The sequence below is a fragment of the Pontibacter locisalis genome, from assembly GCF_042684605.1.
Taxonomy (GTDB): Bacteria; Bacteroidota; Bacteroidia; order Cytophagales; family Hymenobacteraceae; genus Pontibacter; species Pontibacter locisalis.
The window spans coordinates 605,546-618,033 of the sequence record NZ_JBHULU010000021.1; the positions used below are offsets into that span (position 1 = coordinate 605,546).

The 12,488-nt window shown below is 40.4% G+C and carries 12 protein-coding genes; 4 read left to right on the plus strand and 8 right to left on the minus strand.

Features of this window, described 5'->3' with window-relative positions; genetic code table 11:
* Positions 1-10: 10 nt before the first annotated feature.
* Positions 11-2,530, minus strand: coding sequence for a gliding motility-associated C-terminal domain-containing protein (locus ACFSRY_RS16580; protein ID WP_377510325.1), 2,520 nt, complete (start codon positions 2,528-2,530; stop codon positions 11-13).
* A 107-nt stretch (positions 2,531-2,637) separates the two neighbouring features.
* Entirely contained in the window at positions 2,638-3,255 is a 618-nt protein-coding gene (locus ACFSRY_RS16585; protein ID WP_377510328.1) for a hypothetical protein, read from the minus strand.
* A gap of 185 nt (positions 3,256-3,440) precedes the next feature.
* Here ACFSRY_RS16585 and ACFSRY_RS16590 point away from each other — a divergent pair, with 185 nt between their 5' ends.
* Positions 3,441-3,908: a hypothetical protein gene (locus tag ACFSRY_RS16590; RefSeq protein WP_377510331.1), complete on the plus strand. Its 468-nt coding sequence runs from the start codon at positions 3,441-3,443 to the stop codon at positions 3,906-3,908.
* 118 nt (positions 3,909-4,026) lie between these two features.
* Here ACFSRY_RS16590 and ACFSRY_RS16595 read toward each other — a convergent pair whose 3' ends face one another.
* From ACFSRY_RS16595 to ACFSRY_RS16605, 3 genes are all read right to left on the minus strand, one after another.
* Entirely contained in the window at positions 4,027-4,473 is a 447-nt protein-coding gene (locus ACFSRY_RS16595) for a DUF2147 domain-containing protein (protein WP_377510334.1), read from the minus strand.
* A gap of 604 nt (positions 4,474-5,077) precedes the next feature.
* Positions 5,078-5,452 carry a hypothetical protein gene (locus ACFSRY_RS16600; RefSeq protein WP_377510337.1) on the minus strand — a complete coding sequence of 125 codons (375 nt, stop codon included), beginning with the start codon at positions 5,450-5,452 and terminating at the stop codon, positions 5,078-5,080.
* Positions 5,453-5,561: 109 nt separating this feature from the next.
* On the minus strand, positions 5,562-6,167 hold the full coding sequence (locus ACFSRY_RS16605; protein ID WP_377510341.1) for a C40 family peptidase: 606 nt from the start codon (positions 6,165-6,167) through the stop codon (positions 5,562-5,564).
* A gap of 275 nt (positions 6,168-6,442) precedes the next feature.
* On the opposite strand from ACFSRY_RS16605, the gene ACFSRY_RS16610 reads away from it, so the two are divergent.
* Both ACFSRY_RS16610 and ACFSRY_RS16615 read left to right on the plus strand, forming a co-directional pair.
* Positions 6,443-6,865: a hypothetical protein gene (locus tag ACFSRY_RS16610; protein WP_377510344.1), complete on the plus strand. Its 423-nt coding sequence runs from the start codon at positions 6,443-6,445 to the stop codon at positions 6,863-6,865.
* A gap of 94 nt (positions 6,866-6,959) precedes the next feature.
* On the plus strand, positions 6,960-8,768 hold the full coding sequence (locus ACFSRY_RS16615; RefSeq protein WP_377510347.1) for a M61 family metallopeptidase: 1,809 nt from the start codon (positions 6,960-6,962) through the stop codon (positions 8,766-8,768).
* 74 nt (positions 8,769-8,842) lie between these two features.
* Here ACFSRY_RS16615 and ACFSRY_RS16620 read toward each other — a convergent pair whose 3' ends face one another.
* A complete protein-coding gene (locus ACFSRY_RS16620) occupies positions 8,843-10,267 on the minus strand; it encodes a Glu/Leu/Phe/Val family dehydrogenase (RefSeq protein WP_377510350.1) in 1,425 nt (474 codons plus the stop codon).
* A gap of 306 nt (positions 10,268-10,573) precedes the next feature.
* On the opposite strand from ACFSRY_RS16620, the gene ACFSRY_RS16625 reads away from it, so the two are divergent.
* On the plus strand, positions 10,574-11,053 hold the full coding sequence (locus tag ACFSRY_RS16625; RefSeq protein ID WP_377510353.1) for a hypothetical protein: 480 nt from the start codon (positions 10,574-10,576) through the stop codon (positions 11,051-11,053).
* A gap of 63 nt (positions 11,054-11,116) precedes the next feature.
* Here ACFSRY_RS16625 and ACFSRY_RS16630 read toward each other — a convergent pair whose 3' ends face one another.
* Together ACFSRY_RS16630 and ACFSRY_RS16635 are read right to left on the minus strand one after the other, a co-directional pair.
* Positions 11,117-11,716 (minus strand): FKBP-type peptidyl-prolyl cis-trans isomerase, encoded by a 600-nt coding sequence (locus ACFSRY_RS16630; RefSeq protein WP_377510356.1) that lies wholly within the window; start codon positions 11,714-11,716, stop codon positions 11,117-11,119.
* A 561-nt stretch (positions 11,717-12,277) separates the two neighbouring features.
* Positions 12,278-12,427 carry a hypothetical protein gene (locus ACFSRY_RS16635; RefSeq protein WP_377510359.1) on the minus strand — a complete coding sequence of 50 codons (150 nt, stop codon included), beginning with the start codon at positions 12,425-12,427 and terminating at the stop codon, positions 12,278-12,280.
* Positions 12,428-12,488 lie beyond the last annotated feature (61 nt).

The following is a 12,488-nucleotide window of genomic DNA, read 5'->3' on the forward strand; positions in this document are numbered from 1 at the left end:
TTAGCTTAAGTTACCTCACCAGTGTTACAGATCCTTTATAGGTTGTTGTTCCATAATCAATCACATAGAAGTAGACCCCATCATTTACGTCCTTACCATCCCATTTAAACCTGTTGTCCTTACTCAAAAAAACTTCTTTACCCCAACGGTTAAATATTTTTATGTTGGCAAACTGGGCAGTACAGAAGTCTTGTGGTAAGGCAGGTATTTCAAAATAGTCGTTCAAGCCATCGCCATTGGGTGTAAAAATATTAGCAGGTACATAGTCTGCCAGCACAGGCACTTTCACTCGGAATTCCATTGTAATCTGTTGGTCAGGAGCTGGTGAACAAGTTTGTTCATTTAAATTTACTTTTATACGCAACGGCCCTTTTTCAGCACCTATACAATTTGCTATCCACACCAGCTTACCATTTGCCGTACCATCTCCTCCCTGACTGGTAAAGGTCATGCCAATATCCTCTAAAGAGAACCCTTCTCCGGCTGCTACAAGGCTCAATTTGTTGAGATCGACGTCATTTCCAAAGAAGTTAGCTTCGAAAGGCTCATTTAACTCTAACTCGAAGGTTCTAACAGGTTGGTCTGTGGTTAATGTTGGTGCATTATTCGGTGCCGAAACCCTGAATTCGAACACCAGGGTCTGATCAGGCGAAGGATTACAGGCTGCTTCTTTCAAATTGAAGGTAACACGAAGCGTATTGGATTGAGGAGACCTGCAGGTAGCTGTCCATTTAAACGTACCTTCTGCAGTGCCAGCGCCACCGGTGCTGGTAAAACTCATACCCAGGTCATTTAAGTTAAAGCCATTACCAGCGGCCAGTAAGGCTAGTGAATGCATGTCTACGTCATTGCCAAAGATTTTAGCTTCAAATTCTTCACCTACAACTAAATCAAAGACACGTGTCTGTTTGTCTGTTGAGATGGTTGGAGCATTATTGGTGTTATCTGGCCTGACCTCTATTGTTTCCGTACGGGTAACGGTTTTGTCACAGACGACCGTGCTCACTATAAAATCAATTTTATAGGAATCTTGTTTTAGGGCGTTACAGTCTATATTCCATTGAAAAGGGGAACTCACCTGACCTTGTTCTGTCTTCGTTTGAAAGGTAATTCCCTGAGAACCAAAGTCGAAGTTTTGCCCTTTGGCAGAAATGGTGACATTATCATTGTCTGCGTCAAAGCCTAAGGCATCAAAAGAAAGTACATCACCATTCTTAACATTAAATACCCGCTGTGTTGTAGATAAATCAACAGTAGGTGGAGTGTTGGGAATAGGTTCTATAATAAAATTTAGCCGTACCGTATCCTGACGGGGTAGACTACAGCCATCATCTTTAACAATTAAATCAAGTTGATAAACCTTTCCTTCTGTATCAAAACACTCGGCGAAACATAATGTAGCCTTTAAGGAGTCTGTGGAAGTACCTTGATTTATCATGCCACTTGTAACCCCCTGCAGGGTAAAATCCTGGCGTGAAAAGTTTACCGGGCGGGCACGGAGAGAAACAAACTCTGATCTGTCAGGGTCGGAAAAGAAAACATCTATACAGCGATTGCCATTAGGATCTATTCTTAATACATCACCTTTTTTATAAAAATCCTTCTTTCCTTGCTCTTTGGCAACAACTACAGGTGTTTGATTTTTGGGGCAATCAAGTACAAGCACCTGGAAGTCACGCCGAACTTCACCAATTTTTTGTCCGTTCCTGAACTCCTGTGCCCTTACCCCAAACACATAGAGGCCTTTGCTGCTGGGTCTCATTATCAGTTGCCCGGTGTTTTTATCAATGTTGATGGGTGGATTTCCCTGAACCTGTACTCCGGCACTATAGCCCGGTAACCAGGTAATGGTAGGATAAGGGGCAGGCCTTGGTGTGATGGTATAAACGGGCATAGCCGGTGTGGTATAGCCATTCAAAGGAGTTACCATGTCGTAAACAATGGAGTCGCCGTCAGGGTCAGTTCCATTGAATTCATAATAGAATAATTCATTTACGCAGGCGTAGTCGCTGAGAGGAGGAAAAAGAACAGGGGAGGAGTTTTGAAAAGGGGCTCCGTTTTTTACCACTGGCGGAAATTCCATGTAAAAGGTTTGAGCAGCATCTTCCGGCCTGACAATGTTGTTGATTGTGCGGTTTCGACAGCATCTTTCCCAGGTCACATAATAGCCTTGGGGACTGTTGAAGGTGTTTGGATCAAGTAAGATTGTTTCGGAATATACAATCTTACTTGTTTTAAGATTTCCAACTGTGCAGTCAATGTTGGTGTAGTTAACAGGAGTTCTTGACCGCATGAACATTTGCTGCGTCATGATCAGCCTGTTTGTTCCTTTTTCGAAGAAGTTTACGGTTATGGTCTGATCAAGAGCTCCGGGAAGTCCATTTATGTCATCAAAGTACAAGTTCAATGTGAGCCTGTAGTTGTAATTAACAATATGCTTTAGCTCAAATTCACCTCCTACAATATGAGTTGCATAAGATTTAAAGCAGACCAGGAGGGTGAAAGCCAATAGTAGTACACGAAGCTTCATAAGTAGAAAACAATTGTGTAAGATCAGAATGCTCCTTAAATATATCTAAAAGGATTGAGATAAAAAAAAGACTGCTAAATATTAAAATATGTAAAGTATCGGCTGAGTCACCTTCGTGTCCTATCCTGCTTTTGCTTTGACTGCTCATTCGGCTGCAGAACATTCTCAAGTAACACGGGAAAAGGTAAAGGTTTACTAAAATATACATCAGCATACGAATTTGCGACAAAGCGGATGTATCCGGGTAACTTATTTATAAGAATTAATTCAATGGTGATGTTTCCGTACATCTGGTTGCAAAGATCACTACCCGGAAGGTCCGAGGCCGGGGGCACGAGGAAATGACGCTCTACTACTTCATAATAACGCTTATGCCTCACTTCCTGCTTATCAGAGCTTCTTAGGGCATAACCAAGTTGTAATACCCTATCTTTAAGTAGATCAAAAATAAATTTAAAGTTTTCCTTTCCAATTGAGGGGCAATAAAAGAAAACAGCTCCGTTTCGATGAACTTCTGACATCAGCTGTACCCTTAAATCGCTGTTTAGTTGTGCCTTTTGGTAATGATAGGCTTTAAATAAAGGAGCAGTCCAGTTCAGATACACCTGTGCCTCTACCCATGCCTTATAAGCAGTTGAATACGCTGATGAGCGTCGTAGATTATGGCAAGTGGGCATTCCTTTCCCCATGCCAAACAATCGGTGTAAAAAATCGTTATATGACATTCAATAATTTATTCTTAAACATAGAATAATTTAAATAGTTTTTCTTGTGGCTCAGTACTTATTTTAATTTTAAGCGATTATTACTTTAGATGCAGGAATCTGTTACAAGCGATAGGTTTAAATGATTCAGGTATCCATCATTATTTATGTAAAAAAAGATTTTTGATATAAGATTTGTTACTCCTATGGAAATGTTAACACAAGAACTAGAAACCAAGAAACGCTTGCTCCAAGGGAGCATTGAAGTTCTTAATGCACAAATCAATGCAGCGAAGGAAGCTATGGATGAGGCGCAGAAGAGTGCCAATGAACATCAGGGTGCAATGGAGGACAAATTTGAGTCTTTTAGAGAAAACTGTCAGATACAACGTGACATGTATGCACGCCAGTTAGATGAGCTAATTTCTACCATGGCGCTTTTACGCAGGATAAATGCTACCAAAACAAGCTCGGAAGTGGCGTTTGGTGCAGTTGTGCATTCGGAGCTTCAGAATTATTTTATTGGTGTAAGCCTTGGGGAGTTAAAAGTAGATGGAGAATCTTTTTACGCGATCTCCAGTATGTCTCCAATTTTTAAAGCTATGGCAGGGAAAAAAACGGGGGAAACTTTTGTATTCAGAGATAAGGAGTACCGAATAACTCAGATTTTTTAACCCGCGAATTCTAAAACTTTTCGCAATAATTAGAAGTTTAATAGAAAGTAAAGGGTTGAAAAATGAAAAGGTTAGCTGTTCAGCTAACCTTTTCATTTTTTATCAATTTGAGTCTTATCTAATTTGTAGAGGCAGTTCCGTCTACTCTTGTCCAGGTCTGAGCACGTCCTATCAAAGAAATGCCGATATAGCCTTTTACTTCCATTTTATCCTTACCTAGCATTTTCATATAACAAGAATAGGTTTTACCACTTTCAGGATCGTAAATGGTGCCACTTTCCCACTTATTGTCGCCTTCATATTCAAAACCTTTCAGGAACTCTAACCCAAGCAACGGACGGTTGCGAGCGCTTTTGTTCGGGTTGTTGTCATCCATTTTTGGTTTTCCATTCCGGTTTGGCTCACGAAGAGAGACGATCTTGCCGCAAAGTTTTGTGCCGCATTTGTAGATCTCAAATTTTGCTTTCCCATCTTCATTAGTCCAAACACCCAAAGGTGACATCTTTTGAGCCCATGCGAAAGTGGTAAATAGCATGAACAGTGCAAGAGTTAGAAGCTTTTTCATTATTGTTACGATTAGTTGTATTATGCAACGTAATATATCAAAAATAATTCAAATCAATGAAAATATTTTATTTTCTACACTCAATAAGTGCTTTTGGCTATGATATAATAGGTGAACGGTGCATGATTACTTTTTTCTTTTAGTCCATTTTAATCTATTTCCCTCTTTTGTGAAGCCATCCTATAAAGGAAGAGCTTGGTTTATAAAAAGTTATAAATACTGTTAAGCCGAAGGCAAAAAAACTACCTAAACCTTGTGAACTTTTAGGCGTTATTTTATCTTTAGAGTACAGTAGCGAGTGCTACAGCTTTGAGCAAATAAGTCCTTAAGGGATGCTCGGGGTCTATGTTGAATTAAAGAGAAAGGAGGTGCTATGTCTAATCCATCGGTCGTCTTAGTAAGCCTAGGTAATAATGTTCACTCAAAAGGTGAGCAGGCTTAGTAAGCAGTATAGCTACTGCTTACGCGGATAGCGACATTACCTCTGGTTCTTTTTAGGATGGTGATACTGAAACACAGTACACCGCTTACTCTGAAGTTGAGGGATTCCTGAAACACCTGATGTAACTTGACGGGCTACATCAGGTGTTTCTTTTTTTATAGCTTAGAGATCATCTTTGTAAATAGTGTTGTTCCGCAGCCGCCTTTCCCGTACAAATGTTCCTACATAAAAAGCAGCTGCTATAAAACAACTTACTCCCATCAATAGCAGCAGCACATTCCGCCTGTTCCATTCGAAAGTTTCCGGATCAATGCGAGTGATCACTATTAGTCCAACCAGAATAGTTAGTGCAGTAACCGTATGCGTTACAAAGCGATTGTGCTTACGCATGTGATAGGTTGCGGCCAGTAAGAGTAAACCAAAAAGTGGTGCAATGAGAGCGGTGGGTGGTTTAGCGGGGTTTGCGAAATAAGCAATCAGTCCTGCTATAATCAGAACAAAGGCATTAAGAGTATTAATTATGTAAGGATGTAACATAGTCATGCGTTTTTATAGTTTAGCTCAGAAGGCTCCTCATGGCTATGTACGAAAAAAGGAATAAGTGTTATACTTATTCCTTTTAATTGCATTGTTGTTTAGAGCGCCCTTACAGAACTCTTCTGATCTCTAAGAAGCGGGTATCATAGCGTGTGCCCTGAACCTTGCTTACTTTCACTCCTCCGTTAGAAGACGAATGAACAAATTCTATAGTGTCGCCTGGTGATGAGATTACTATCCCAACATGTCCAGGTTCTCTTATATCTGGATTAGTGCCTGTAAATATGACTAAGTCCCCGGTTCTCGCTTCGTCTTTTGGTATCGGTTTTCCTTCTTCTGCCTGCATTGCAGAAGAGTGTGGTAGCTCAACATCAAAGTTGCGATAAACATAGGTAATGAAGCCAGAGCAGTCAAACCCTTGAGGGCTCATTCCTGCATAGATATAGGGTGTGCCAAGGAAAGACATAGCATAGGATATGATACTCTCCTGCTTGTTAGCTTCTCCTGCCGGTACAAAATCTTCTTTTGGTGATTTAGAAGAAAGCACGTGGTCAGAGGTTTTGTCATAACTCCCCTCTTTTTCATTAGTAAAATTTATAGAGGCAAAGGTCTCAGACGATTCCTGCTGCGAAACCATTCCAGATAAGGAATCTGTCCACACCAAAACAAGCAACAACAGCAGGGGCAATGTTATCAAGAGGATATGCTTTTTCATAGATTTTAATATAGATTCATTTGATGTTATGGAAAAACCATGCCAAACCCATTCTATTAAGTTCCAGATACAATTAAGTACCAATGGCTATGATCATAGATTATTAGAACAAGTTGTCAGACAAAAAAAGTTTACCCTGAAAATTAGGCAGTTCACCGCTAGTTATAATGCTTCTACACGAAAACGCGACTTAATTATTCGCGGGCAATATAATATGTTCACTTTATTGTTAGATAGTTTATATTTTTGCCGTATACTTTAGAAGGAGGCATAAGATGAAGGTTTACAGTTCTAACTTTCTTGAAGTGGATTACCATGCAGACCATGGATGGCTGTGTCTACGTTGCTTTGGGAAGCTGGAATCAAAGGAATTTAGAGAAAGCCTTGAGAAGGCATTGGAATTTGCTGAAGAGAACCAGGTAAAACAATGGCTTTTAGACTTTAGAGAAATCGGTTCTTTAGATGAAAATGAGGATGCTTGGTTACAGTCTTACCTGTTTCCTAAGATAATGATGAGGTTAGGCACTTCCAACTACATTGCCATTGTTCTTTCTGAAAAATGCTATGAGGTCCTGCTAAAAGAAGCAGGAAAGTTCGGGCTTAAGAGCTACAATTCTTTCATTATAATTAACACTTTTTATAACTTAGATGAAGCTTCCAGATGGCTTAAAAAGCATAGGATAAATAAGGCTTCTTAGTGTAGAATTACCATTGATTTATAGGTAAGGGTTTTGAAAAGCACGGTTTTTGTTGTAAAATGACAAAACTTTATCTTAATCCTAAACTATAAACATGTTCAAACAAAAGAGATTTAAACTTTCCCTTCTTGTAGTCATATTCCTTTGCTTTGGCAACATAGCTGCTGCACTTGCCGCAGAACTTCGCTATACTCTTTCTATGCCAGCCCCACATACCCACTATTTTGAAGTAGAGGCGGAGTTGTCGGGTGTAAAGAAAAAGTACGTTGATTTTACTTTGCCTGTATGGGCGCCTGGATCATACCTGGTTCGCGAATTTGCTAAGAATGTTGAAGATTTTAAAGCAACTGATAAAAAAGGCAAAGTACTACGATCCGAAAAAATAGACAAAAATACCTGGCGTGTTTACTCTGATAAAGCGGATAATATTCGTGTTAGCTACGATGTCTATGCCTTTGAGATGAGTGTGCGCACAAGCTTCTTAGATGCTTCGCACGGTTATGTGAATGGAACGAGCGTATTCATGTTTCCTGAAGGATACCAGGATATGAAGGGGACATTAGAAGTAAAGCCTTTTAAAGGATGGGATAAAGTATCAACCGGGCTGAAGAGTACTGGTCAGTTCACTTATACATTCCCTAACTATGACATTCTCGGTGATTCTCCACTAGAGATAGGCACACATGATGTTTACAGGTTTACTGCAGCCGGTGTTCCTCATGAAATTGCCATGTATGGCGAGGGTAATTATGATGCTGATCAGTTGATGAAAGACATGACCAAGGTTATTGAGGAGTCAGTAAACATTATGGGGGAACTTCCGGTAGACCGCTATGTTTTTATTGTGCACAACCTGAACCGCGGCGGCGGCGGACTGGAGCACCTTAACTCAACAACCCTGCAGACAAGCCGCTGGAATTATGGAACAGAGGCCGGATACAGAGGCTTTCTTAGCCTTGTAGCACACGAATACTTTCATTTATGGAATGTAAAGCGTCTTCGCCCTTTACCACTTGGACCATTTGATTATAACCAGGAGAACTATACGGACTTGCTTTGGGTATCGGAGGGAATTACAAGCTACTATGATGATTTAATCGTTCGTCGCGCTGGTTTCACGAGCCCTGACAGGTACCTTGATATTGTTTCTGGAAGTATCAATTCAGTAGAAAATACACCGGGTAATAAAGTGCAGGCTGTGGCAGAGTCTAGCTATGATGCCTGGATAAAGTATTACCGACGTAATGAGAATTCTAATAACGCTGAAGTTTCCTATTACACAAAAGGTGGTGTGCTGGGCCATTTACTGAACATGGAGATTATGGAAGGCACAGAAGGTAAAAAAAGCCTTGATGATGTGATGCGTTACATGTATAACCGCTACTACAAAGAACTTAACAGGGGCTTTACTGAGAAGGAATTTAAGGCTGCTGTTGAAAAGATCTCAGGTAAGAACATGGATGCCTTTTTCCGTAACTATGTGAACGGAACAGCAACTCCAGATTATAATGATTACTTTGACGCAGCTGGACTTAGGCTTGTAAATCTGAATGAGGGTAGCAAAAGTACAAGTTGGGGAGCTTCTACTTCTCTTTCTGATGGTAAGTTAATGGTAAAGGCTGTTAGTAGAGGCAGCAGTGCTTATGAAGCAGGTATCAATGTTAACGATGAAATCATTGCTGTGGATGGTTATCGGGTGGGGGATGACATTACCCGCTACATTAGCGACCGTGAAGTAGGGGAGAAGGTAGAGATTGTTGTTGCCCGTGACGGTAAGCTAATGAAACTTGAAGTACCAATGCTGCCTGACAACAATGTGCGTTTTCGTTTTCAGCAGGTAGAGAATCCAACCCAATTACAGCAAGCTGTTTTGAGAAAATGGCTTGAAATTGAAAATGCCTAGCAAATAGAAATGTAAAAGAAAAGCGGTGAGACCAGAGTCTCACCGCTTTTCTTTTAACTAAAAATTTATGATGCTTACGGAAATATACCTAGAGACTCGTAGCTTACACCAATTTTTTCTATTGCTGTTAAGAAAGCTGCTGTACGAAGGTCAGGAATTTTTTTCTCTTTCATTACTCCGCGGATCTCATGATAGGCGTTGATCATAGTATCCTCTAATCCTGAACGTACTAAGCTTATCTCATCCGACCCTTTGGTTAACAAAGCTCTTTCTGTAACAGACATAGTTTTACCAGAAGAGGACTCAATGGCATTTACTAGTCTACGATAGCTTGCTTCCTCGGCACGCTTGCCCATGCGTCCAAAACGAACATTAGAAAGATTCTTGAGCCACTCAAAATAAGATACCGTAACACCACCTGCATTCAGGTAAAGGTCTGGCAGAATTACAACTTTGTTCTTTATTAGTATATCATCTGCCTCGCGTGTTACAGGGCCATTTGCCCCTTCAGCTATAATCTTAGCCTTAACACTGGCGGCATTCTTTACATTAATCTGATTTTCAAGGGCTGCAGGGATAAGTATGTCGCATTCATACTCCAGTAGGTCAGTAGAGTTCTCTACATTCTTGCAGTCTTTGAAGTTCAGAATAGAACCTGTTTCACTACGATGCTTGAAAGCTTCCTGTACGTCTATGCCCTTCTCATTGAAAATACCTCCTTCGCGTTCAGCAATCCCTGTGATGATAGCCCCATCCTGCTGACAGAAAAAGGCAGCATGGTAACCTACGTTACCTAAACCCTGAACGATAATTTGCTTGCCTTCCATGGTAGTACCTTCCAGACCCAGTCCTTCTAAAAGTTCCGTGTCCTGCAAGGCTTCCCGAATTCCAAAGTATATACCCAACCCAGTTGCTTCTGCGCGTCCTCGTATACCACCTTGTCCTATGGGTTTACCTGTCACACAACCTAGAGCACTTATCTCACCATAATTAAACGCTTGATAAGTATCTGCAATCCAGGCCATTTCTCTGCTCCCTGTGCCGTAATCCGGGGCTGGGACGTCAATTCCTGGGCCAATGAGGTTCTTTTTGATCAGTTCTGCTGCATATCTTCTGGTTACTTTCTCCAGCATTTTAACGGAGCTGGTACGCGGGTTAATTTTTACGCCACCCTTGGCACCACCAAAAGGAACGTCCACAACAGCACACTTAAAGGTCATGAGGGTGGCAAGTGCTTTAACCTCCTCTTCATCCACCTGCATACTGAACCGGATTCCTCCTTTAGATGGAAGCTTGTGATGGCTGTGCTGAACGCGTATACCTTCAATAACCTCAATCTTTCCGTCTACTTCAACTGGAAATGATACTTTGTAGACACTGTTACAGGCCTTGATTTGAGCTAGAATACCTTGGTCGAGTCGAGAAAACTTAGCAGCATGATCAAAATACTGATGTACACTGTCTAAGAATTTTTTGCCTTCGTTATGGCTATTTCCCATACAAGTTTTATTTTTTATATGTGTGAGTCAATGATTTTTGAACGGTTATGAGCTTGTTTTGTTCAGATATTTTAAAATAACGATATATAATCTGCTTAATGTTTAAAATAATGTAAGCATTGTTACGTTATTTTTATGAAAGAATAAACATATAGACATAATAGCTTATATAAATTTAAATTATTCTTGTTTAGAATCAATTTAATGGTCAACTTTGTCGGCACAGCTGCTACAGCAATTGTCCTGTATTTAAGGTAGTAGCAATAATTAACAAACAACTTATCAGATTAGCATAGAGCGTAACGTATGGAGGGACACTATCTGAGTGAGGCAAATTTATACCCAGCCTCAAATTATAGTTTGCATAAAGATTATTTAAATAAAAAATTAAGCCTGGCTTTTGAGCCGTGCAGTGAAACATTGGTAATAAAATGGGCTGGTGCAGTAAGTTCTGAAGAAATAAGAGCAGGTTATAAAGCTATATTAAAGCTAGTTGAGGAAATTAAGCCACATAAATGGATTATTGATGTTCACCAACGGGAACAAATCAAAAGCCAAGATCAGCAGTGGGTATTGAAGAACATTTTCTCTCAGGCTTTGAGGCTACTATGTCGGGATATATTTGTTGCTGTGGTTCTTCCTGTTCAGTCCTACCAGACATTGGTGAGCGAACTGAATGGAGATGAGTTTATTTTTGAAGGCAATCTGCTGATTATAAATCATTTTCTTTATGAGGAAGAGGGGCGCCGTTGGCTGGAAGATGTGACCTTATTAAACAAAATATAAAAGGCCTGCGGCAGAATATTGCCGCAGGCCTTTTAAACCTTAATCTAAGACTGATCGGTATTTTTACTTCACTGACAGGAGTTCTACATCAAAAATAAGCGCTGAATGTGGCCCGATAACATCACCTGCGCCCTGTGCTCCATATGCCAGGTTAGATGGTATAAACAATCTCCACTTAGAGCCTTCTTTCATCTTCTGTAGTGCCTCTGTCCAGCCAGCTATAACACCATTTACAGGGAAAGTAGCTGGTTGCCCGCGATCATAAGAAGAATCAAAGGTAGTACCGTCAATCAATGTGCCTTTATAGTGCACTGTAACTGTGTCTGTAGCTGAAGGAGATTTTCCATTACCCTCTTCCAAAACCTCGTACTGCAGACCACTAGGTAAAGTTTGAATGCCTGGCTTATTTTTATTTGCGGCTAAGTATTCTTCACCAGCTTGCTTATTTACATTGCCTACCGCACTTTGTTTCTCTGTCATTTCCTGTTGCAGTGCCATCATTGCCTGCTGTACTTCCTGCTCAGAAAGAGTTGAAGGCTTGCCTGCCAAAACTTCCTTAAGACCAGTCATAAATGGATCTGCTTCTACATCAATGCCTTGCTTTTTAAGGTTGGTTGCCATGTCCCGGCCAATGATGTAACTGATTTTCTCTTTAAGATTCATAGAGTATGTATTTGCACTTGCTAGTGCTATGGAAAAAATAGATATGCATGTTTGATCAAGCCAAAAATACTCAATTTTAGCTAAAATAGCAGTATTATGCTGGTTTGATTGTAAATAAACAAAGTGTAAAGCACGTCCTCATCTACACGATAAGGGCAACAACGTTCTTTTAAGCAGCAGTCTTTCTTCTACAAATAAAGGGGAACGTCCTCTTCTAAGCTCTTTATTCGTGCAGGTGCCAGGACAGCCCAGCTTCTAAGTAATAGTCCGGCTGTAGTACTAAGGAGTAACAACGAGGTAATTGTAGAGAAGTTTTTCATGGCTCTGGTTCGTTTTGTAAGGGGGATAATTGCCCATTTGAACGGTAAACCTGCCTGAAGGTTTCTTTAAAATGTAATATTTAAGACAGTTTTAAAACCTGCTTCCTTATGGTGAAAATACCTGGGATCTATACTTCAGATAGTGAGGCAGGATGACAAGATCAGAAAATGAAATACAACCTATAAAGCCACCCCATTTTTTGTAGGACAGGGGTTGCTGTTTAGGTGGTAATCAGTTGATCTACAGATAATCTTCATTATGCTCATCGTAGGTATCGAATTCAAATTCATCCTCGTCGAAGCTGCTGTAAACCAGCAAACAAACAGCGGTGCCAGCTAACAGAACAGTTCCCAGAAATATTAAAAGCGGAGTTGTGCTATTCCGGTTCATATCATTTTCTTTACGTTTGAATTCTTCATACGTGATGAGAAGCAGCTTGTTAATATTAACA